Source organism: Lutibacter sp. (assembly GCF_033723435.1).
In the GTDB taxonomy this organism is placed as follows: Bacteria; Bacteroidota; Bacteroidia; order Flavobacteriales; family Flavobacteriaceae; genus Lutibacter.
Genome location: NZ_JAWVXC010000001.1, coordinates 76,292 through 98,898 on the forward strand (window position 1 = coordinate 76,292; position 22,607 = coordinate 98,898).

Sequence of the window (22,607 nt, forward strand, 5' to 3'; positions counted from 1 at the left end):
TATTAACAGTAGATAAAAAAATGAAACTAAACTACAAGCCTTATTTTTTTATCATCGTATTCGCTTTATTTTAAAAATTAGTATTTAATAATTCTCCTGAAAGTTGTAATAATTTTAATTCTGCATTTTTTGTGTCGTATTTTGCTTGATTTAAGCTAGACTTTGCGTTAAGTAAATTAACTTGAGCTTGTCTAAATTCAATGGATGTAATTTGACCTAATTTAAACTGTTCTTCGGTTCTTGAAAAGTTTCGTTTATTAGTTTCCACATTTTTTTCTTCAGCCTTCAAAATGAATAATGCATTATTATAAACTTCTAATGAATTTGCAGTTGTACGTTCTAATTCATTTTCAATTTGTTCTTTCTGAATTAGTAAATTATCTGCAGTGATTTTTGAGTTTTGAATACGTGTTTTAGTTGTGCCACCATCAAATAAATTCCATGTTAAATTTAAGCTTGTATTTAAACCATTTGATAATTGATTTATAAAAACACTGGCATCATTTTTAGATTTATTGTAACCATATGATCCACTTAATGTTAAGCTAGGAAGTAAAAATGATTTGTTTACTTTTAAATCGTATTTATTTAACTCAATATTTTTGTTTGATTTTAGCACTTCAATATTGTGCTTTTTTACTTTTTCTAACAAAGCATTAAGTTCAAAAAATATATTAAATTTTACATCTGTTACTATTGTAAAATCGGTAGTTACTGGTCTTCCTAAAAGCAAGTTTAAATCGCGTTTTGCATTAGCTAAAAAGCGTAAATTATTTATATAACTTATACTATCATTATTAACATCAACTTCAGCATTTAATAATTGGAGCTTTGTACTTTGCCCATAATCAAAACTGTATTTAGCTCTTTCTAATCGCTGTTTTGAAATATTTAGTGATTCTAAAATATTTTTATTGTCTTCAGTAAGTTTAGCTACTTCATAATAAACGGAGAAAATTTGTAGTACTGAATTTTCAATAATAGTTTTTGCTTCAAGTTCAGATAAATTATAAGTTTCTTTTAATTTTTTATAATTATAAGATCTTCCTAAACCATCAAAAAGCGTATAATTAAAGCCGATTGAGGCATTATATGTTTGTGATTTTGCATCATTTATTTCAGATGTTTCTCCATCTCTGTTTGTAAGTTCAGTATTGTTTAAACTATATCTTGCATCAGCATTTGCTACTACTTTCGGCAAAAAACCACTATTATATATACTTGCGTTATTTTTAGCAATTTTTACTTGATTTTTAGCTATTTTAATGCCATAATTATTTTCTAACGCTAATTTAATAGCTTGTTCTTTTGTTAGTTTTTCTTGAGCAAATGTAGCTGAAAAACTTACTAATAATAAAAAGGTAAGTTTGTTAACGTATTTCATTCTCCTCATTTTTTAATTCTATAATTGCTCTTTCAACTTCTTCTTTAGTGACTTTTTTACCAGTTAATAACCATTTAGTAAAAACTTTAAAGCTATTTGAGACCGATAATAATAAAGGAAGCATTACTAAAGTTAGTACTGTTGCAATTGCTATACCATATGAAATTGAAATTGCCATTGGTTTTAAAAATTGTGCTTGTCTACTTTTTTCTAAAAGTAGCGGAGCTAACCCTGCTACTGTAGTTAGTGAGGTTAATAAAATAGCTCTAAATCTTGAAACTGATGCTTGAATAAGAGCGTCATTATACTTCATTCCTTCTTTTAAATAACCATTAAATTTTTCGATGAGAACTAAACCATCATTAACCATAATTCCAACTAAAGCAATAATTCCTAACCAAGATAAAATATTGATTGCAAAACCGTGAATCCAATGCCCAACAATAACTCCAATTAAGCTAAAAGGAATAAGTAGTATTAGTAAAAGCGGTTGATCAAAAGATCTAAAGGTAAATGCAATTACCATATAAATAAGGGCTAAAATGATTAATCCTACGGTTTTAACTGATTTTAAAGTTTTTTGCATTTCTCTATTTTGACCTTCATAAGCAGCAGAAACTGTTGGGTATTTTGAGGATATTTCTGGCATAATATTTTGCTTAATATTATCTAAAATATCCGTTGCACTTCCATTTGGAGAAACCATATCTGCAGTAACTTGTATTTCACGTTTACTATTTAGATGGTTTATAGCAACATCACCACGTTTAATTGTATAAGTTGCAATTTCAGAAAAAGGAACACTTTTGTTTGTTGGTGTGGTAATCCACATATCATCTAAATTTTTAATGGAAGATCTATCTTCTTTTTTATAGCGTACCCAAACTTTAATTTCATCTTGTCCACGTTGAAATCGTTGTGTTTGCAATCCAAAGAAACCATATCTAACCTGATTCATTACAGTAAGTAAATTCAATCCAAGTAAATGAGCATTATCTTTCAATTTAATTTGAATTTCTTTAATTCCAGCAGGATCATCATCTGCAATATCTTTTAAAAGGGGGTTTTTACTTAAAATGCTTTTCAATTCAATTTTTGCAGCTTTCAACTCTTTTATATTATTACTTAATAAAGCTACAGCAACAGGACTACCACCAAAATTTCCTCCCGAACCAAAAGTTAAACTTTCCACACCATAAACTTTTCCTACTTTATCTCTAATAGCGTTGGTAATTTCAGGAGACGAAAAATCTCGTTCCTCACCAGGAAGTAAATTAACAGTTAAACTTCCGTTTGATGTTCCAGGACCAATTCTTTTAATAATATTTTGTACTACAGGAATATTTCCGGTTTGCTTTTTTGTATATTCTTTACTTACCTGCCAAGCAACTTTTTCAATATTAGAAATAATAGAATCTGTAACAGACTCATTAGTTCCTTGAGGCATTTTTAAACTTATAGAAACCCTGTCACTCGCTACAGATGGGAAAAACGATGTTTTAACTATTCCACCTCCAAGAGCTCCAATACTTAAAATTAATAAGGATATTGGAATAGCAAAACCTAATACTTTGTTTTTTAGAAAGAATTTTAAATACGGAGCATAAACGTTATCTCTAAAATAGAAAAGTCCTTTTTCGGCAATTTGGTTTACATTAAAAAAGAAGGTATTTAATTTATTTCTTTTCTTTTCCTTTCGTTGTAATGCTTTTGAATGTGCAATGTGTGCTGGTAAAATAATAATAGCTTCTATAAGAGAAACAGTTAGCGTTAACATTACAATAGTTGAAACTTCGCTGAAAAAGTTACCCATTCTTCCATCTAAAAAGAAGAAGGTTGAAAAAGCTATAATAGTAGTTAATACCGCAGATATAATAGGAGGAATAACTTCTAAAGTCCCATCAATAGCTGCTTTTATCGGACTTTTTCCTTTTTCGTAATGGTGATAAATATTTTCACCAATTACAATTCCATCATCAACTAGAACTCCAATAACTATAATCATACCAAATAGTGATAATACATTAATAGTTACTCCAGCATTTGCAGCAAAAATGAACATGCCAAAAAATGCAATTGGAATTCCGGCAGCTACCCAAAAAGCTAATCGGATGTTTAAAAACAATGCTAAGAAAAATAATACCAAAAACACACCCATGGTTGCGTTTTTAAGCAGTAAATTAGTGCGTTGTTTTAGAGTTACAGAGTTGTCACTTGAAATATCGATATGAACATTTTGATGCTGTTGATTGAATTCTGTTATATATTCTTTAACCTTCTCTGCAGAGGAAAGTAAATCTTCACTATTAGTATTATTTACTGTAATTTGAATTGATTTTTTCCCGTTAAAAAATAGTCTATCTGGATTTTCGGACCAGGTATCAGAAACACTTGCAATATCTTTTAATCGTATAATATTACCATCAGCATTGGCTCTAACTACTAAGTTTACCAATTCACTTCCGTAATAATTTTTGTTTCTAGCTCTAATTAAATAATCTTCACTATCCGTTTTAATATTTCCTCCTGAAATAAGTAAGTTTGTTTTCTTAACTGCGTTAGCAACTTCTTCAAACGATAAGTTATAAGCTCTTAAATCTTTTTCACGAACTGCAATTTCAATTTCCTGATCAGGAAATCCTGTAACTTCAACTTGTGAAATTCCACTAATATTTCTCAAATCACTTTCAATTTTTCTAGCAAACTGTTTTAGAGTTGCAAGAGGAATATTGTTACCGCTAATGGTGAAACTTATGGTTGGTCGCATAGTTTCAATTTTAGCAATAATAGGAGGTTCCATACCAGAAGGGAAGGAGGGTACCCTATCTACAGCATTTTTAACATCGGATAAAACAACATCAATATTTTTACCTTTTATAGTTTCCACATTAATGGTTGCAGAATTTTCTCTAGATACAGAGGTAACACGATCAACTCCAACAATACCTTTTAAGTTGTCTTCTATTTTTAGCACAATTCCTTCTTCCATTTCTTCGGGAGAAGCGCCTGGATAATTTAAATTTATAGAAATATTTTGAGAAGGAACTAGTGGGAAAAATGAAGAATTCATAGATAATGCCCCAACAAGACCAAAACCAATAAATGCTAATATAAAAATATTAACGGCAACTGGAAATTTTATAAAATATGCAATTATTTTTTTCATAGTTACCTTTTATTATCTTTAAAAGTTTTAACTAGCATACCATCAAAAGCACCAGGAATTGGCTTAGAAAGTAATTGAGCCCCATCTTTTAATCCTTTTACTATAAGAGAATCTTTATTTTCAAACACTATTGAAACAGGAGTTAGGCTTAATTTAGAATCTTCCACAATATATAAGTTGGAATTATTAATTAGAAGATTTCTTCCTACTTCTAAAGCATTATTCTCAGGTTTAGCATGTAAAATAACTTCTAAATATTGACCATCTTTTAAGTCTTTCCCATTAACCTGAATAAATGCTTTTATAGTTTGAGTAGCAGTATCTACTTTTCCATTAATTCTAATTACTTTACCAATCCAATTTTTAGTTTTTTCAAGGTTATACAGTTCTACTTTTTTACCAATTTCTAATAAATCTCTGTATTCAGATTTGACAGAAACACTAACTTCGTAAATAGAAGGATTAATAAATTCACCTAATTTTTGACCTTGTCGGATTAATGTTCCAGGTGTTACTAAAGATTCTGTAAGTATACCGTTAAAAGGAGCTTTTAAATTATATTTGTTAAGTTTAACTTCTAAATTTTTTACATTATAATATGCAGAAGTTATACCACGTCCTGAAATAAAATACTTTTCTTTTTCTGAATTAGCTTTAGGAAGTTTCTGAATTTCTTTATTAATATCAAAGTTTTGTAAATAAGTTTGCCATTTAGCATATTCATTTGGGTAATCTAGCCTAATATCAGGCATAATAGTTGTTATAGCATTAAACAAATTACTTTTTTGAGCTTGTAAATTTGCATTAAATTCATCGCTATTAATTTTTATTATTGTTTCCCCTTTTAAATAATGAGTTCCTTGTTTAAAATCCTTTTTAGAAACCTCAAGTACGCCTTGAACTTCAGCATATAGATCTATTTTATTTTTTGCAACTAAATTACCTGTAGTAGAAATTCTTACTGGAATTGTTGAATTTTTAACTGTTTTAGTGTATGCTGCAGTATTAATTATTTTTTCAGTTAAAGGTTTCGACTTTTTTTTATTGGCTATTAGATATTTTGCCAAAAAAAAAGCAGCTACTAAAAGGATAACTGATAAAATTATGGAAACTAATTTTCTCATTTTTTAATTGATTAAGTTTGTTGCTAATTGATCTTTAATTATGGATGTTAAGTACAAACTTTGCATCCTGAACAAATATAAAAAATCAAACCAGATAAATAGCGTATAAAAAATTATTTGAGAAAGAAAAGTTATAAAAAAAAGGAGGCCAATTTCTCAGTCTCCTTTTTTTCGTGGGGTTGTTTATTTGGGTTATTATGGTTTTAATGTATTTTGTGTAACAGCATTAGCATTAACGTCAATAATTTTAGGGTTATTACCAAACTCAATAGTTAATAAATGTGGTAATTTTTTAATGCTAGCGTCAATAGTTCCAATTAATCTGTTATTATTTAGTAAAAGTGTTTCTAAGTTTGTTAATTTATTTAACTGCACAGGTACATTTCCTTCAAATAAATTATTACCTAATGAAAGTTCTGATAAACCAATTAAAGAACCTAATTCTTGTGGAATTTTTCCATAGAAAGAGTTATCAAAAACACTTAATTGTTTTAAATTTTGTAAGTTTTTTATGTTTGATGAAAGATAACCTGTTAAACGATTACTACTTAATTGTAATTTTTCAAGTTTAGTTAAATTATAAATAGATTCAGGTAAATTTCCACTTAAAAAATTATTAAAAACTTCTAAAACTTTTAAGTTTTTTAGGTTACCAATTGAAGCTGGTAGTTCACCATCTAATTGGTTCATAAATAATTGTAAATTTTCTAAGGATTGTAAGCTAGTAATTTCTTGAGGAATACTTCCACTTAATTTATTGAAACCCAAATTTAAGCTAGTTAAAGATTTTAAGTTACCAATAGATTCAGGAATTTCTCCTGACAAATTATTCATTGCTAAATCAATTTTAGTAACAGTGTTATTTTCTACAGTTACTCCATACCAGGTATTAACATCCGCAGATAAATCCCAAGTATTGTTCCAACTTTCTCCATTAGTTGATTTGTATAAATCAAGTAACGCGGTTTTTTCGGTATCTGTAATTTGTGAAAAAGCAAACTGAAATGTAGCTAATACAATTAAGATTGGGGTTACTATTTTTTTCATCGGGGTGGGGATTTTGGGGTTAATAGTTTTAAAATCTTATGTCAAATGTAATAATCATTTTCCATATAACCAAATAAAATCACCTTTTATTTAAGTTTTTTTACCATTTATTATTTTTAATATAATTATTGTATATGGTATTACAACTTAATTTTATTAGTATTTAAGGTTTCAATTACCAGTATTTTTCAAATATTTTTTGTAGTATATTTGTAATCTTTAAACAGAAATCATTTTATGAAATTAGATATTTTAGCAATTGGAGCTCATCCTGATGATGTAGAACTTGGTTGTGGTGCAACTATAGCGAAAGAAATTAATTCAGGTAAAAAAGTAGGAATTTTAGATTTAACTAAAGGAGAACTAGGAACTCGTGGTTCGGCTGAAATTAGAGAAAAAGAAGCAAAAGATGCTGCTGAAATTTTAAAAGTTGATGTACGTGAGAATTTAGGTTTTGCAGATGGTTTTTTTAAGAATGATAAAACAAATCAACTTGAAATTATTAAAATTATTCGAAAATATAAACCTGAAATAGTACTTTGTAACGCAATAGATGACAGACATATAGATCACGGTAAAGGAAGTAAATTAGTTTCAGATGCTTGTTTTTTATCAGGGTTAATAAAAATTGAAACTCAGCTAAATAATAAATTACAAGATGCTTGGAGACCAAAACAAGTTTACCATTATATTCAATGGAAAAATATTGAACCAGATTTTGTTGTGGATGTTTCTGATTTTATAGACATTAAAATTAAGGCTGTAAAGGCTTATAGTTCACAATTTTACAACCCTGAAAGTAAAGAACCAATTTCTCCTATAACTAGTAAAAACTTTTTTGACAGTATTGAATATAGAGCGAAAGATTTAGGTAGATTAATTGGTACAGATTTTGCAGAAGGCTTTACTACAGAACGTTATGTGGCAATAAAATCTTTTGATAATTTAATTTAAAAAAAGGTTTGTAGAAAAAAACAAATGTTTTACATTTGCACTCCAAATAAATGGTGATTGTAGCTCAGCTGGTTAGAGCGCCGGATTGTGGTTCCGGAGGTCGCCGGTTCGAAACCGGTCTTTCACCCAAAATAAAAGCTTCTCAAAATTTGAGAAGCTTTTTTTGTTTAATTTCATAAATAATTTTAAATCAACAATTTAGTTATTTTGTTTTACTCCCCATTTATCGTAACTTTATATGGATATCAAAAAAGTGAGAGTTGTTAAACTTAATTCTTAGCTTATTTCTACTAGTAATTTCAATAAATTAATTGCTAGGTTTATTATTGCTAATCCCAGTCTAATTTAAAATTAATAAAAATGAACTTAACAATGTTATTTACAATACTATTTATACTTTTTTTATTTAGTGGTATTCGAATTATTTATGAATATAAAAGAGGACTAAAATTTAGATTTGGAAAATATATTTCCACCTTAGAACCGGGTTTTAGATGGATTATACCTGCAATTGAGACCATTCAAATTGTTGATATTAGGGTGATTACTATTAATATAATATCACAGGAAGTTATGACGGAAGATAATGTTCCTTGTAGTATTGATGGAGTAGTTTTTTTTAAAATCAACAATCCTGAAAAAGCTATTTTAGAAGTTGAAGAATATACGTTTGCAATCACACAATTAGCACAAGCTGCACTTAGAGATGTTTGTGGTAAGGTCGAATTAGATATTATTTTATCTAAGCGTGAAGAAATGGGTAAAAACATAAAAACTATCGTCGATTTAGAAACTAACGATTGGGGAATTGAAATAATAGATGTAAAAATTAAGGATATTCAGTTACCTGAAAATATGAAACGAATGATGGCTAATCAAGCGGAAGCAGAACGTTCAAGAAGAGCAAGAATTATTTTAGCTAAAGCAGAAGAACAAGCAGCTGAAGCGCTGTTACAAGCGGGGAAAATTATTGATGAATCTCCATCAGCTATAAAATTAAGGTTATACCAAACTCTTGCAAATATTGCTTCAGAAAAAAATTCGACAATTGTTTTCCCTTTCCCTGAAGAGGTTTTAACCAGAAAATTAAAGGAAAAGTAAGCTGTTAAAATATTAATTCAATTTTTTAGCTAAATATGGAGCTGTATATGATTCTTTGCAGTTTGCTAGTTTTTCAGGCGTGCCTTGAAATAGTAATGATCCTCCTTTTTTACCGCCTTCTTTTCCTAAATCAATAATATAATCGGCACATTTTATGAGTTCAATATTATGTTCCACAACAATAATAGAATGCCCATTATTTATAAGTGCGTTAAATGATTTTATTAATTTATTAATATCATGAAAATGTAAACCTGTAGTTGGTTCATCAAAAATAAACAAGGATTTACTTTGTCGGTTTCCTTTTACTAAAAAGGATGCTAATTTAAGTCGTTGAGCTTCACCACCTGAAAGAGTTGAAGAAGATTGTCCTAAAGTTATGTAACCTAAACCAACATCTTGTAAAGGTTGTAATTTTTTAACTATTTTAGTTTCGGCATGTTCTTTAAAAAAGTCAATAGCATCATCTACTGTTGCATTTAAAATATCGCTAATATTTTTATCTTGAAATTTAACTTCTAATATTTCCTTTTTAAAACGTTTCCCTTTGCAAGCTTCACATTCTAAATGAACATCTGCCATAAATTGCATTTCAATAGTAACTTCACCCTCACCTTTACAAACTTCACATCGTCCACCTTCTACATTAAATGAAAAGTGTTTTGGTTTATAGTTTCTAATTTTTGATAATTTTTCGTGCGTAAACAAGGTGCGAATATCATCGTACACTTTTAGATAAGTAACTGGATTTGATCTACTTGATCTACCAATAGGATTTTGATTTATAAATTCAATTTCTTCAATTTGATTAAAATTACCTTCCAATTTAGTAAACTGTCCAACTTTTTCTCCATAACCACCTATATGTTTTTGAATTGCAGGATATAAAATGTTTTTAACTAAAGTACTTTTTCCACTTCCAGAAACTCCAGTAACTATGGTTAAACCATTTAATGGAAAAGTAACATCTATATTTTTTAAATTATGTTCTCTAGCTCCTATTACTTTAATGAACTTATTAGAAGTTCTTCTTTTTTTTGGAACTTCAATTTTTAAGTTTCCATTTAGATATTTTGCTGTTAATGAGTTAGATTTTAAGATTTCAGTGAAATTCCCTTCAGCTACAATATTACCACCATGTGTACCTGCTTCTGGACCAATATCAATAATAACATCAGCAGCTTTCATAATATCCTCATCATGTTCTACTACAATAACTGTATTTCCTAAATCTCGTAAATCTTTTAGCACTTTAACTAATCTCTGTGTATCTTTTGGATGTAATCCAATACTAGGTTCATCTAAAATATACATAGAACCTACTAAACTACTACCTAATGATGTTGCTAAATTAATACGTTGACTTTCACCTCCAGATAATGTATTTGAAGTTCTGTTTAAAGTTAAATAGTTAAGCCCAACGTTGTTTAAAAAGGTTAACCTATTATTTATTTCAACTAATAATCGTTTGGCTATTTTTTGATTGTGTTCAGATAATTTAAGATTTTTAAAAAAATCGGTTAGTTCATCTAAAGGTAAATCTACTAAATCGCTTATATTTTTGTCGTTGATTTTTACATAGTTAGTTTCTTCTCTTAATCGTTTACCATTACAAGTTGGACATTTTGTTTTTCCACGATATCGAGAGAGCATTACTCGGTATTGTATTTTATAGCTTTTTTCTTCTAAATGATTAAAAAAGGCTGTAATTCCTTTAAAACTTTTGTTTCCATTCCAAACTAATTGTTTTTGTTCATTAGTTAATTCAAACCAAGGTTTATGAATAGGAATATCAAATTTATAAGCTGCGTTAATTAAATCGGATTTATATTTTTTAAAAGAATCTGATTTCCAAGGTAAAATAGCGTCTTCAAAAATAGAAAGTGCTGTGTTAGGAATAACTAAATCCTCATCAATTCCAATAATACTTCCATATCCTTCACATTTTTTACAAGCTCCATAAGGATTGTTAAAACTAAATAAATGAGCATTAGGTTCTAAAAACTGTATGCCATCAAGCTCAAATTTATTATTAAACAAGGTTTGTTTGTTATTTGAAATTTCTTCAATAATACATTCTCCTTTGCCTTCAAAAAATGCAATTTGTACTGCATCGGCTAATCTGTTATAAAAATCTTCTTCTTTTTTTACTATAATCCTATCAATTACCAGATAAAAATCGTGGTTAATGTTAGTATCAATTTCATCAATTCTTAAAATTTCATCTTTATATTTGATTCTAGCATAACCTTGTTGCGCTAAAATTTTGAGAGCTTGACTAACACTTCTTTTACTTGGAATATGTACAGGCGCAAGTAATAGAAGTTTTGTATTTTCTTCTGTATTTTTTATGAAGTCAATAACATCTGTAACAGAATGTTTTTTAACTTTTTTACCAGAAATAGGAGAGTAGGTGTCTCCAATTCTTGCAAATAGCAATTTTAAATAATCATATATTTCTGTTGAAGTACCAACCGTAGACCTTGGATTTGTTGAATTTACCTTTTGCTCAATTGCAATGGCAGGTGCAATACCTTTTATATAATCTACTTTTGGTTTATTTAATTTCCCTAAAAATTGACGAGCATAAGATGATAAACTTTCTACATATCTCCTTTGACCTTCGGCAAATAAAGTGTCAAATGCTAAACTAGATTTCCCAGAACCAGACAAACCAGTAATTACTACTAATTTGTTTCGTGGAATTGCAACATCAATATTTTTTAAATTATGAAGTTTTGCTCCTTTTATTAAAATATTTTTTTTAGGATTTAATGTTGCTATATTTTGTGTCATTTTCTGTAAAAAAGTGAATAAATGCAAAGATACTTACAAAAAATTAATTTTTAACTATATGATTATGTGTAAAATAAATTTGTATTTGTAAAAAAAATATAGCATATTTGAAGCCTAATATAAAATCAAAAGAACGCCTATACTACAAAATTACTTTTTATAAATTAAAATAAAATACGAATCAATTTAACCCCTAAATGTATTTCAATTATGAAAAGTATACAACTACCTGACGGCGTGTTAGTTAATAATTACATTGATGGACATGAAAAATCTTTAGAGATTTTAATACATCGACATAAACAGCGAATTTTTAGTTTTATTTTATCTAAAATTTTAGATAAAGATATTGCAGAAGATATTTTTCAAGATACTTTTATTAAAGTGATAAAAACTTTAAAAAAAGGAACTTATAATGAAGAAGGTAAATTTTTACCTTGGGTAATGCGTATTGCCCACAATTTAGTTATTGACCATTTTAGACGTTCAAAAAGAATTCCAACCATTAATAATTCGGACGAATTTGATATTTTTTCTATAATAGGTGATGATGTTTTAAATGCTGAAAATCAAATAATTAAATCGCAAATTTTAGATGATGTTAAAGATTTAATTGAGGAATTGCCAGAAGATCAAAAAGAAGTTTTAATAATGCGAATGTATAAAGACATGAGCTTTAAAGAAATTTCAGAAAGTACAGATGTAAGTATAAATACAGCTTTAGGAAGAATGCGATATGCACTAATTAATTTGAGAAAATTAATTGAAAAGCATCAAATTATTTTAGTAAGTTCATAAAAATATATACTAAAAGTAAATTTTTGTCGTTAGTATATTATAAACCAATAATATATGATGAAACTTTACTCTGAAAAGTCTCCTGTTAAGGAGCAACCTAGCGAAGAAATAATTCAATATTTGCTCAATTACTCTAAACAATTAAGAGTAGTTAAAACCAACTTAAAACATATTGAATTACATTTGAATTAATGTTCTTTTTACCCATTTTACTAGCTAAAATGGGTTTTTTTATTTTAAAAGTGATTTTCTTCCAATAGTTTTGGTAATAATATCCTTTTCTAAATTCCAACCGCGTGCTGGAGAATATTCTCTACCATAATAAATAATTTGTAAATGTAATTTATTCCAAAGTTCTTTTGGAAATAAACGCTTTGCATCTTTTTCAGTTTGCTGAACATTTTTACCGTTACTTAAATTCCATCGGTACATTAATCTATGAATATGTGTGTCAACTGGGAATGCAGGAAAACCAAAAGCTTGACTCATAACTACACTTGCCGTTTTATGTCCAACGGATGGTAAAGCCTCTAAATCTTTATATGTTTGTGGAACCTTCCCATCAAATTTTTCAATAATAATTTTAGATAAACCATAAATTCCTTTCGATTTCATTGGAGATAATCCAACAGGTTTTATAATTTCTCTAATTTCATCTACTGAAAGTTTTACCATATCATAAGGATTATCTGCTTTGGTAAATAAAATTGGGGTTATGGTATTTACCCTTGCATCAGTACTTTGGGCAGAAAGTAATACCGCTATTAATAGTGTATAAGGATCCTTATGTTTTAAGGGAATTGGTACTTCAGGATAAATTTTTTCAAGTGTGTCTATTACAAATTGAACTCTTTCTTGTTTGGTCATTTTTTAATTATCTTTACAGAAAGCTAAAATACAAATTATGATAACACTAAAAATAGGAGATAAGGCTCCAAAATTTGAAGCATTAGATCAAGATGGAAATGCAATTAAATTAACAGATTATAAAGGTAAAAAACTAGTTTTGTTCTTTTATCCAAAAGCAAGTACGCCAGGTTGTACTATGGAAGCCTGTAATTTAAGAGATAATTACCATCAATTTTTAGCTAAAGGTTATGCTGTACTTGGAGTAAGTGCTGATTCGGCAAAACGTCAACAAAATTTTATTACAAAAAATGAATTACCTTTTCCGCTATTAGCTGATGAGGATAAACAAGTAATTAATGCTTTTGGAGTTTGGGGACCTAAAAAATTTATGGGAAGAGAGTTTGATGGAATTCATAGAACTACTTTTATTATAGATGAAAACGGAATTATAGAAGATATAATTACTAAGGTTAAAACCAAAGAACATACTAGTCAAATTTTAAAATAATTAAAATTTGATATCCATTTTAATGTTAAAAATCCGTTGCGTCATGTAATTTGGAATGCCATAAAATTGTTTGGAATAAACATCTCTTACCCAAGTATTAGTAATTGAATTTTGAATATCAAACATATTAAAAATTTCTACTCCCATAGAAAACTCTTTAAAATTCTTTAGAAAAGTACTATTACTTTTGTAGTTTTCATCGGTAAATACATATGAAATTCCTATATCCGCTCTTTTGTAAGCATTTAATCTGTTTTGGTAATCATAACTATTTGCATAGGATGGTGAGCCTCCCGGAACGCCTGTGTTAAAAACTAAATTTAAATACATTTTTATATTGGGAATATTAGGAACATAATCTTGGAATAACATTCCAAATTTAAATCGTTGATCGGTTGGGCGAGAAATATAACCTAAATGATTGTAATTTTCTTCCGTTTTTAAATAACCAATACTAATCCAGCTTTGTGTACCAGGAACAAATTCGCCATTCAATCTAACATCAATACCTGTTGCGTAGGCAGTAGCATTATTATCTGCTTTATACCTAATTTTAACATTATCAACCGTATACGCGTTTACATCGGCTAAGTTTTTATAGTATATTTCTGAAATTAATTTAAAAGGGCGCTTCCATAATTTAAAGCTATAGTCGTGTCCTAAAACTAATTGTACCGATTTTTGTGCTTTAACTGAAGGAATTACATTTCCATCAAAATCCCTTAATTCTTTATAAAAAGGAGGTTGGTTATACATTCCGCCAGCTATTCTAAAAAGCATGTCCTTTTGCCAATCGGGTTTAATAGCAAATTGACCACGGATACTATATATTATTTGATTTGATGTTGGTAAATTTTCACCATTTACATTCCAGTTATGTGAGCGAACACCTAGATTATACCAAACTTTATTTGCTTTCCAAAAGGTTGTTGTGCTATATTGTGCAAACCAAACTAAACGATCAATTGTTACGTGATTTTTATTACTTATATTTTGAAAAGGAACAATTTCACCAGTAAAAGGTTCGTAAGGTTGATTATTTGAAAATTGATTTGGAGGACGAACACTAAACCCAACAGAATCAATTATTTCCCATTCTTTCATTCGATCTTTTATATCTTCATTTTGATATTTTAACCCAACATCAATTTGATGTTTTCCTTTTTTGTAAGTAGCTTTTAGTTGTGCATTACTTATTAATGCGTCAATATCGTTTCTGGCATGATTAAGTTGAGAACCAATTCCTTCGGAAAATGTAACATCTCCAAAATTACTTGATCCAAAATCAGAATTAACTTCCCCTAAATTATAACTTGCTAAAATATCATAATACTCTTCTTCAATAGTATGGTAGGTAGAAGTAGTTAAACTAATATTTAAATTTTTGTTAACAATATAGCTTCCTTTTAAAGCTCCAAAAGTAGTTTTAAAACTATCTGCTTCTTTTCCATTATAATAAACTATTAGTTCTAAAGGATTAGTAATGGTTCCAAATTTAGTTCTTCTTGTGTTTGGAGTGTAATTGTAGTTATTTAATGAAAAATTACCTAAAAAATCAATTTTAAGTTTAGGATTTACCAAATAAGATAAAAATAATTGAGCATCTGTAAAATTTGGATTTGAGTTGGTTTGGATATCTTTACTATTAATAAATAAACTGTTATTTCTATATCTAACTCCTAATAAAGCACTCAATTTATTTTTTAAAAGCAAACCTTCAACTGTAGCACTAGCTCCTAATAAACTTGCATTAATACGAGTTGCAAACTCTTTTGGAGTTCTATAAGTAATATCTAAAACCGATGATAATTTATCGCCATATTTAGCTTGAAATCCACCGGCTGAAAATTTTACATTTTCTACTAAATTTCCATTTACAAAACTTAATCCTTCTTGTTGACCTGAACGAACTAAAAATGGGCGATAAACTTCAATACCATTTACATAAACTAAATTTTCATCAAAATTACCACCTCGAACATTATATTGCGTACTTAATTCATTATTGTTATTAACGCCAGCTAAGGTCATTAAAATATTTTCAACACCTTGATTAGCACCTGGTATTTTAGTAATATCTGATGGGTTTACTGTAATTATTCCTTGTGCTTCTTTCTTTTTATCAATTACGGTAACTTCCTCAATTTTTTCTATTTTAGATTTTAATATTGGATAAAATCGATAGGTTTTATTATTAGGAATTGTAATTGTCTTTTGAAAAGACTCATAAGATACATGACTTAATGTAATCGTAATTTTTTGCGAAGCAGGAACTTTTAAGGTAAATTCTCCATCTGCATTAGTAGTAGTACCAAAATTTTTAACATGAATTGCAACTCCTTCAATAGGTGTTTTTTGTTCATTTTTAACAACTCCCTTAATAGTGGCTGTTTGAGCTATTAAAAAAGTGCTAAAAAGAAAAAATAGGAGTAGGGTTATAATATTTTTCAAAATGGCTATAATTTTTTTCTAAAAAAAGTTGAATTTACTATAGTTTTATTTCCAACATTATCCGTAACAGTAACTTTTAACTGATGTTTTGCGGTGTTAAATTTTTTATCGTTTAAATTATAAGTTAACATCCCTTTTTTAACGTTATACTCCATTAAAATCCATGAACCATCAATTTCGCCTCTGTAACTTTTAATTCCAGAGCCTTCATCATTTATTTTAACTTTTAAGTAATTATAATGTGTAAGCCATTGTTTATCTTTAAAATTCTTCAATTTTATAGTTGGAGCTATGCTATCCGTCATTAATTTATAATTTCCAAGTTTTTTGGTTCGAGTGTAAAAAGTAGAATCTTTTTTCACAGTTGGTTGATAACTAGTACTTCCATTTTCGTTTACATAAGCAATATATAATTGTTTTCTAGCTTCCTGGTTATATTTTGAAACATTAAAAGTTAGCGTGAATTTTTTATTTAAGGGTACAGTTGGCACATGTATTTTGGCTAAAGTATCCGAAACATCAAATTTTAGATAAAGATTATTATAAAATGTGTTTTTAGGAAAAGCAATTGTAACTCCATTTTGTGTAAATTTTGAAAATTTAGTGTAATCAATTTTATACGGAGTTGTACTTACTTCGGGTTTTACTAAAATTGGTAATTTTTTTCCTTGAACAGGAATAGTTATTGTACGTTTATTTCCTTTAAAATCAGATGCAATAATTTTTACAGTATAATTTAATCCATCTTTAATAGTTATGTAACCATTATTTGGTGTTTTATATAAGCTTAATTTGTTTTGTGGTTCAATAAAACATTTTTGAATTCGTTGTTTTAATTCTTCAAACCGTTTATAATCAATTAATAAATTAATGTATTTTGATTCTGAAAAAGAAAAAGTAGATGCTATAAATTCAAACTGTTTTTTTCCATTTACTAACATTTTTAAATCATATAAACCATTTTTATTAGCTGCATTATTCAGCCTATCAAAAGCGTTAATTCCAAAACTAATAGTGCCAATAGCGTTTATTTTAGTAGCTAATAAATTCCCATTTTTTAATTTTTTAAAAGGAATTTGAACTGGTGTATTTATTTGATTTATAGCAGAACTATCACTTAATGAGTACCCAATAAGAGTATTAATTGTAGGCTTAATATTATCTTTTATTGTAACACCAAACAACATCGGATTAATTGGTTTTTCTGTTTTGGTGTTTCTTATTTCAAAATGTAGATGTGGTCCAACAAATCCACCTGTACTACCTGTGTAAGCAATAATTTCATTAGATTTAATAGGTAATTCATTAGACTTTGGAAAAACTTGAATTTCAAAACTTTCCTTTTTGTATTGCTTTTGTTTAATGTATTTTTCAATAATTGGATTAAACTTACTTAAATGCGCATAAACAGTTGTATAACCATTAGGATGTGTTATATATAACGCTTTGCCATAACCCCACAGCGAAATTTTTATTCTAGAAACGTACCCATTTGCTGAAGCATAAACTTTTAAACCTTCTTTTTGTTCTGTTTTAATATCTAAACCAGCATGAAAATGATTGGTTCTTAACTCTCCAAATGTACCAGAAAGTACTAAAGGAATATTAAGCGGTTTTTTAAAGTAAGTTTTAGGTAATGAATTACTTATAGATAAATCACCTTGTGAAAATCCACTTATAAAAGAAATAATAAATAATAAGACTACTAGTTTTTTCAAATCTATTGATTTAAAGCTAAAATACTAATATTTATTAAAATTCGAATTTAATTAGGTATAAAAATAGAGGTAGCTTTTTAAATTAAATTCATAAAATAAATTAAAACAGTTGTAATATTGGTTTACTAACACTAACTTTGTATTACGTAGTTTATATTCTTAAATTATATATGAGTAAAATAACTGAAGTTGTTAATTTAGTAGAAATAAAACTTAAAAAACTTTTAGAAAATTATAATTTTTTGAAAGATGAAAATGAGTTCTTACTAAACAAAATTTCAGATTTAGAAAATCAAATAGTTAAGAATGAGCAATTGTATAATGAATTAAATGAAAAATATACTTCATTAAAAATTGCTAAAACTATAGAAGGCAGTAAAGAAGATAGAAGAGAAACAAAACTCAAAATAAATGCTTTAATTCGTGAAGTAGACGTTTGTATTAAACAATTAAGCGAATAAGATCTTTAAAATGGCAGAACCTTTAAAAATAAAAGTAACTATTGCTGGGCGAGTTTATCCAATTAGGGTTAACCACGAAAATGAAGAGGAAGGAATGCGTAAAGCAGCAAAACATATTAACGATTTAGTTACAAAGTTTGAAAAAAATTATGCCGTAAGTGATAAGCAAGATGTATTAGCAATGTGTGCTTTGCAATTTGCATCTTTAGTAGAGATAAACGCTATTAATAAAGAAGACGATATAAATAAAGCAACAGAAAAAATTTATCAATTAAGTAACTTAATTGATGAGCAATTAAAAAAATAAGTTCTTTTAAATAAAATAATAATACTGCCTACATTAGTTTTTGTTTGTTAACTCAACACTATATCTTTATAAAGGATGAGTCGTAGTTGTAAAAGCATGCCGTCTTGCGCGGATCCTTGAACAATTAGTTAGTCCTAATCTTGTTATAAGGAGTTTACTTAACCGTACTAATGTAGGTTTTTTTATATACTATAATTATGGAAAACTATATATTACCAGTAATAATTGGAATTGGAATAGGCTTAGCAATAGGATACATTATTGCAAAAGTTGTTGAAAAAAATAAGGCTACAAAAATTATTAGAAATACAAAAAAAGAAGCCACAAAAATCCTTAGAGAAGCAAAACTAGAAGCAGATGCACTTAAAAAGGATAAAATATTACAAGCAAAAGAAAAATTTATCGAGCTTAAATCAGAGCATGAAAAGGTAATTATTACCAGAGATAAAAAAATAGCTGATGCAGAAAAAAGAATTCGTGATAAAGAATCTCAAATATCACAGGAATTAGACAAAAATAAAAAACTAAATAAAGAAGTTGCTTCAAAATTAGAAGACTACACTAAAAAAGTAGATTATTTTGAAAGAAGGACTGAAGAAGTAGACAAGTTACACAGAAAGCAAGTTGAAAATTTAGAAGCTATTTCAGGAATATCAGCAGAAGATGCTAAAAAAGAATTAGTTCAATCTTTAAAAGAAGAAGCTAAATCAGATGCTATGGCTCATATTCAAGATACTATTGAAGAAGCCAAACTAACAGCGCAACAAGAAGCTAGAAGAGTTATTCTAAACACTATTCAAAGGGTTGGAGTTGAACAAACTGTAGAAAACTGTGTTTCTGTATTTAACATTGAATCCGATGATATTAAAGGTAGAATAATTGGTAGAGAAGGAAGAAATATTAGAGCTTTAGAAGCTGAAACTGGTGTTGAAATTATTGTAGATGATACGCCGGAAGCAATTATTCTTTCCTGTTTTGATCCTGTTCGTAGAGAAATTGCTCGATTATCTTTACATAATTTAGTAACTGATGGAAGAATTCATCCTGCTAGAATTGAAGAAGTGGTTAAAAAAACTGAAAAACAACTTCAACAAGAAATAATAGAAGTAGGTAAAAGAACGGTTATAGATCTTGGTATTCACGGATTACATCCTGAATTAATTAAAACTATTGGTAGAATGAAATATCGTTCTTCTTATGGTCAAAACTTATTGCAACACTCGCGTGAAGTTGCTAATTTATGTGGAATTATGGCCGCTGAATTAGGTTTAAACGCAAAATTAGCGAAAAGAGCAGGATTGTTACATGATATAGGTAAAGTGCCTGATACAGAAAGTGAATTGCCACATGCTTTACTAGGAATGAAATGGGCTGAAAAATATAATGAAAATCCTGAGGTATGTAATGCTATTGGAGCTCACCATGATGAAATAGAAATGAAAACATTAATAGCTCCAATTGTACAAGTTTGTGATGCAATTTCAGGAGCTCGTCCAGGGGCTCGTCGCCAAGTTCTAGATTCTTATATTCAAAGACTTAAAGATTTAGAAGATATAGCTTTTGGATTTGGAGGAGTTCAAAAAGCTTATGCCATTCAAGCAGGTAGAGAATTGCGAGTAATAGTAGAAAGTGAAAAAGTTACTGATGCAAAAGCAAATGAACTTTCTTTTAATATATCTCAAAAAATTCAGAATGATATGACTTATCCTGGTCAAGTTAGAGTTACTGTTATTAGAGAAACTAGAGCTGTAAATATAGCCAAATAGATAAAAATATAAGTGTTATTTAAAATCCCGCAAAGGCGGGATTTTTATTTTCTAGGATGAAAATTAGTCATTACTTCCTTTAAAAATCGTTTATCTAAATGCATATAAATTTCGGTAGTAGTAATGCTTTCATGACCTAACATTTGTTGAATAGCTAATAAATTAGCACCACGTTCTAATAAATGTGTTGCAAATGAATGTCTAAATGTATGAGGACTAATATTTTTATGAATTCCTGCTTTTTCTGCTAATTTTTTTACTATGGTAAAAATCATAACACGAGTTAGGTTTTTTCCTCTTCTATTTAAAAATAAATAATCTTCAAATCCTTTTTGAATAGAAATATGATTTCTTATAGACGTTTTATATATTTCAATATATTTTTGAGTTTGATTATTTATTGGTACAAAACGTTGTTTGTTTCCTTTTCCAACTACTTTAATAAAACCTTCATCAAAAAATATATCGGATAGTTTTAAATTTATTAGTTCTGATACACGCAAACCACAACTGTATAGTGTTTCAATTATAGTTCGGTTTCGTTCACCTTCATTTGTGCTTAAATCAATGCTATTAATAATTAAATCTATTTCATGTATAGATAACGTATCAGGTAGTTTTCGACCGATTTTAGGAGTTTCTAATAAACTAGTTGGGTTATCATTTCTATAATCTTCAAAAATTAAATAATTAAAAAAATTTCGAAGTCCGGAAAGTAAACGAGCTTGAGAACGTGCATTTAACTCTTTTGCAGTTTCATACATAAACTGTTTAACTTCTTCATTACTAATGGAAATAGGAGAAAGGCTTATATTATTCACTTCTAAATACGCTATTAATTTTTTAACATCTCTACTATAAGCATCTATAGAATTCTTTGATAAACCTTTTTCAATTTTTAAATAGTAAGTGTAATCTTGTAATGTATTAAGCCATTTCATGATTGAAATTTACGCAATATTATCAATAAAATATAATTAAAATTGTAAAGAAAAATATATATTTGTAGTGTTAAAAAATTATGCTATGAAAAGCCTTAACTGTATATAAAATATAACTTTATTTTTATTAAAATAATTCTTTCTGTTATAAATATACTAGTTAGGTATACTTTTCTAGTTTAAGGATTTAATTTATTTATTAACATTAATTCAAACAAAAAAATTATTATGAAAAAATTATTATTAACTGTTGTTATAACAGTTGTTACTATGGTGAGTATGAGCGCTCAAACATCATTTGGAGTTACTTCAGGGTATTTAAGTGCTGAAAGTAAATTAGATTTAGAAGGAACTAAGTTCACAGATTCAAATTCAGGATTTTATGTTGGAATAGTTGCTGATATTAAGGTATCAGAAGAATTTCACGTACAGCCCGAACTAGTTTATACAAACATTAGTGACTTAAGTTTTATGCAAATTCCAATTATGGCTAAATTTTATGTGGCTGATAAATTTAGTTTGCAAGTTGGACCTGAAATAACCTATACTTTGGAAAAAACTTATGGAGATGCTACCAAATTTAATATAGGATTAGGTTTAGGTGCTGCTTATGATTTTTCTGAGAAATTTTTTATTGAAAGCAGATATACTTTTCAAGTTAATAATTATTACACCGGTAATCAAGATGTTACTTCTAGAATTAATTTCTTAAATGTTGGATTAGGATATAAATTCAACTAATTATAATTAATAATTATTTAAAACCGAAAGTTATTGCTTTCGGTTTTTTTTTGTTAAAATTTAATAATACTTTTATCTTATGAAGATACTAATTCTAAACGGCCCGAATTTAAATTTACTTGGTAAACGAGAGCCTTCTATATATGGAAATGTAACATTTAATGAGTTTTTTGAAACTTTAAAAAAGAAATATGCTGATGTTGAGTTGCATTATTTTCAAAGTAATATTGAGGGAGAATTAATTGATAAATTACATGAAGTTGGATTTAGTTTTGATGCTATAATTTTTAATGCAGGCGCTTATACACATACTTCTGTTGCAATTGGTGATGCAATTAAATCGATTGAAACTCCTGTAATTGAGGTTCATATTTCAAATGTTTATTCTCGTGAAGAGTTTAGGCATGTATCGTATATTGCGCCAAATGCTAAAGGTGTAATTGCTGGATTTGGATTACAGAGTTATGAATTAGCTTTAGAGAGTTTTTTGTAATG

19 protein-coding genes, 1 tRNA gene and 1 other RNA gene are annotated in these 22,607 nt (G+C 28.0%); 12 read left to right on the forward strand and 9 right to left on the reverse strand.

Features of this window, described 5'->3' with window-relative positions; genetic code table 11:
• Positions 1-70 precede the first annotated feature (70 nt).
• The 4 genes from R3342_RS00365 to R3342_RS00380 form a co-directional block, all read right to left on the reverse strand.
• Positions 71-1,384, reverse strand: coding sequence for a TolC family protein (locus R3342_RS00365; RefSeq protein ID WP_318937552.1), 1,314 nt, complete (start codon positions 1,382-1,384; stop codon positions 71-73).
• A complete protein-coding gene (locus tag R3342_RS00370) occupies positions 1,371-4,550 on the reverse strand; it encodes an efflux RND transporter permease subunit (protein WP_318937553.1) in 3,180 nt (1,059 codons plus the stop codon). The genes R3342_RS00365 and R3342_RS00370 overlap by 14 nt, the downstream gene beginning before the upstream one ends.
• 2 nt (positions 4,551-4,552) lie before the next feature.
• Positions 4,553-5,674: an efflux RND transporter periplasmic adaptor subunit gene (locus R3342_RS00375; protein WP_318937554.1), complete on the reverse strand. Its 1,122-nt coding sequence runs from the start codon at positions 5,672-5,674 to the stop codon at positions 4,553-4,555.
• A 195-nt stretch (positions 5,675-5,869) separates the two neighbouring features.
• Positions 5,870-6,721, reverse strand: coding sequence for a Two component regulator three Y domain protein (locus R3342_RS00380; RefSeq protein WP_318937555.1), 852 nt, complete (start codon positions 6,719-6,721; stop codon positions 5,870-5,872).
• A 237-nt stretch (positions 6,722-6,958) separates the two neighbouring features.
• Here R3342_RS00380 and bshB1 point away from each other — a divergent pair, with 237 nt between their 5' ends.
• From bshB1 to R3342_RS00395, 3 genes are all read left to right on the forward strand, one after another.
• Positions 6,959-7,675, forward strand: coding sequence for a bacillithiol biosynthesis deacetylase BshB1 (gene bshB1, locus R3342_RS00385; protein ID WP_318937557.1), 717 nt, complete (start codon positions 6,959-6,961; stop codon positions 7,673-7,675).
• A 52-nt stretch (positions 7,676-7,727) separates the two neighbouring features.
• A tRNA-His gene (locus R3342_RS00390) sits at positions 7,728-7,803 on the forward strand.
• Between the two features lie 232 nt (positions 7,804-8,035).
• Entirely contained in the window at positions 8,036-8,776 is a 741-nt protein-coding gene (locus R3342_RS00395; protein WP_318937558.1) for an SPFH domain-containing protein, read from the forward strand.
• 12 nt (positions 8,777-8,788) lie between these two features.
• Here the strand turns inward: R3342_RS00395 and uvrA are convergent, their stop codons facing one another.
• Complete coding sequence (gene uvrA, locus R3342_RS00400; protein WP_318937560.1) at positions 8,789-11,572, reverse strand: excinuclease ABC subunit UvrA; 2,784 nt, start codon at positions 11,570-11,572, stop codon at positions 8,789-8,791.
• Positions 11,573-11,782: 210 nt separating this feature from the next.
• Between uvrA and R3342_RS00405 the strand changes: the two genes are divergently transcribed.
• Entirely contained in the window at positions 11,783-12,370 is a 588-nt protein-coding gene (locus R3342_RS00405; RefSeq protein ID WP_318937561.1) for an RNA polymerase sigma factor, read from the forward strand.
• Between the two features lie 54 nt (positions 12,371-12,424).
• A complete protein-coding gene (locus R3342_RS00410) occupies positions 12,425-12,562 on the forward strand; it encodes a hypothetical protein (RefSeq protein WP_318937562.1) in 138 nt (45 codons plus the stop codon).
• A gap of 39 nt (positions 12,563-12,601) precedes the next feature.
• On the opposite strand, the gene R3342_RS00415 is transcribed toward R3342_RS00410, so the two are convergent.
• A complete protein-coding gene (locus tag R3342_RS00415; protein ID WP_318937563.1) occupies positions 12,602-13,237 on the reverse strand; it encodes an endonuclease III in 636 nt (211 codons plus the stop codon).
• Positions 13,238-13,274: 37 nt separating this feature from the next.
• Here R3342_RS00415 and bcp point away from each other — a divergent pair, with 37 nt between their 5' ends.
• A complete protein-coding gene (gene bcp, locus R3342_RS00420) occupies positions 13,275-13,727 on the forward strand; it encodes a thioredoxin-dependent thiol peroxidase (RefSeq protein WP_318937565.1) in 453 nt (150 codons plus the stop codon).
• Here the strand turns inward: bcp and R3342_RS00425 are convergent, their stop codons facing one another.
• Together R3342_RS00425 and R3342_RS00430 are read right to left on the reverse strand one after the other, a co-directional pair.
• Positions 13,728-16,178 (reverse strand): TonB-dependent receptor, encoded by a 2,451-nt coding sequence (locus tag R3342_RS00425; protein WP_318937567.1) that lies wholly within the window; start codon positions 16,176-16,178, stop codon positions 13,728-13,730.
• Between the two features lie 5 nt (positions 16,179-16,183).
• Positions 16,184-17,896: a M23 family metallopeptidase gene (locus tag R3342_RS00430; protein WP_318937569.1), complete on the reverse strand. Its 1,713-nt coding sequence runs from the start codon at positions 17,894-17,896 to the stop codon at positions 16,184-16,186.
• 170 nt (positions 17,897-18,066) lie between these two features.
• Here R3342_RS00430 and R3342_RS00435 point away from each other — a divergent pair, with 170 nt between their 5' ends.
• The 4 genes from R3342_RS00435 to rny all read left to right on the forward strand — a co-directional run bounded on the left by R3342_RS00435 (position 18,067) and on the right by rny (position 20,430).
• A complete protein-coding gene (locus R3342_RS00435; RefSeq protein WP_318937571.1) occupies positions 18,067-18,357 on the forward strand; it encodes a hypothetical protein in 291 nt (96 codons plus the stop codon).
• Positions 18,358-18,367: 10 nt separating this feature from the next.
• Positions 18,368-18,664, forward strand: a complete 297-nt coding sequence (locus R3342_RS00440) for a cell division protein ZapA (protein ID WP_318937572.1) — start codon at positions 18,368-18,370, stop codon at positions 18,662-18,664.
• A gap of 50 nt (positions 18,665-18,714) precedes the next feature.
• A non-coding RNA gene (gene ssrS / locus R3342_RS00445) (6S RNA) lies at positions 18,715-18,820 on the forward strand.
• Positions 18,821-18,861: 41 nt separating this feature from the next.
• Positions 18,862-20,430, forward strand: coding sequence for a ribonuclease Y (rny, locus tag R3342_RS00450; protein ID WP_318937574.1), 1,569 nt, complete (start codon positions 18,862-18,864; stop codon positions 20,428-20,430).
• Positions 20,431-20,474: 44 nt separating this feature from the next.
• On the opposite strand, the gene xerD is transcribed toward rny, so the two are convergent.
• A complete protein-coding gene (gene xerD / locus R3342_RS00455) occupies positions 20,475-21,371 on the reverse strand; it encodes a site-specific tyrosine recombinase XerD (RefSeq protein WP_318937577.1) in 897 nt (298 codons plus the stop codon).
• Positions 21,372-21,599: 228 nt separating this feature from the next.
• Between xerD and R3342_RS00460 the strand changes: the two genes are divergently transcribed.
• The gene (locus R3342_RS00460) at positions 21,600-22,112 is read left to right on the forward strand and encodes an outer membrane beta-barrel protein (RefSeq protein WP_318937579.1); all 513 of its coding nucleotides are present in this window, start codon (positions 21,600-21,602) and stop codon (positions 22,110-22,112) included.
• A 79-nt stretch (positions 22,113-22,191) separates the two neighbouring features.
• A complete protein-coding gene (gene aroQ / locus R3342_RS00465; RefSeq protein WP_318937580.1) occupies positions 22,192-22,605 on the forward strand; it encodes a type II 3-dehydroquinate dehydratase in 414 nt (137 codons plus the stop codon).
• Positions 22,606-22,607: the final 2 nt, after the last annotated feature.

Bases quoted from the DNA above. Each gene is read 5' to 3' on its own strand.
- R3342_RS00380 (WP_318937555.1), bottom strand. From the start codon at position 6,721: ATGAAAAAAATAGTAACCCCAATCTTAATTGTATTAGCTACATTTCAG.
- R3342_RS00435 (WP_318937571.1), top strand. From the start codon at position 18,067: ATGAGTAAAATAACTGAAGTTGTTAATTTAGTAGAAATAAAACTTAAA.
- bshB1 (WP_318937557.1), top strand. From the start codon at position 6,959: ATGAAATTAGATATTTTAGCAATTGGAGCTCATCCTGATGATGTAGAA.
- aroQ (WP_318937580.1), top strand. From the start codon at position 22,192: ATGAAGATACTAATTCTAAACGGCCCGAATTTAAATTTACTTGGTAAA.
- R3342_RS00415 (WP_318937563.1), bottom strand. From the start codon at position 13,237: ATGACCAAACAAGAAAGAGTTCAATTTGTAATAGACACACTTGAAAAA.
- R3342_RS00405 (WP_318937561.1), top strand. From the start codon at position 11,783: ATGAAAAGTATACAACTACCTGACGGCGTGTTAGTTAATAATTACATT.
- uvrA (WP_318937560.1), bottom strand. From the start codon at position 11,572: ATGACACAAAATATAGCAACATTAAATCCTAAAAAAAATATTTTAATA.
- xerD (WP_318937577.1), bottom strand. From the start codon at position 21,371: ATGAAATGGCTTAATACATTACAAGATTACACTTACTATTTAAAAATT.
- R3342_RS00440 (WP_318937572.1), top strand. From the start codon at position 18,368: ATGGCAGAACCTTTAAAAATAAAAGTAACTATTGCTGGGCGAGTTTAT.
- bcp (WP_318937565.1), top strand. From the start codon at position 13,275: ATGATAACACTAAAAATAGGAGATAAGGCTCCAAAATTTGAAGCATTA.
- R3342_RS00375 (WP_318937554.1), bottom strand. From the start codon at position 5,674: ATGAGAAAATTAGTTTCCATAATTTTATCAGTTATCCTTTTAGTAGCT.
- R3342_RS00395 (WP_318937558.1), top strand. From the start codon at position 8,036: ATGAACTTAACAATGTTATTTACAATACTATTTATACTTTTTTTATTT.
- rny (WP_318937574.1), top strand. From the start codon at position 18,862: ATGGAAAACTATATATTACCAGTAATAATTGGAATTGGAATAGGCTTA.
- R3342_RS00460 (WP_318937579.1), top strand. From the start codon at position 21,600: ATGAAAAAATTATTATTAACTGTTGTTATAACAGTTGTTACTATGGTG.
- R3342_RS00370 (WP_318937553.1), bottom strand. From the start codon at position 4,550: ATGAAAAAAATAATTGCATATTTTATAAAATTTCCAGTTGCCGTTAAT.
- R3342_RS00365 (WP_318937552.1), bottom strand. From the start codon at position 1,384: ATGAAATACGTTAACAAACTTACCTTTTTATTATTAGTAAGTTTTTCA.
- R3342_RS00410 (WP_318937562.1), top strand. From the start codon at position 12,425: ATGATGAAACTTTACTCTGAAAAGTCTCCTGTTAAGGAGCAACCTAGC.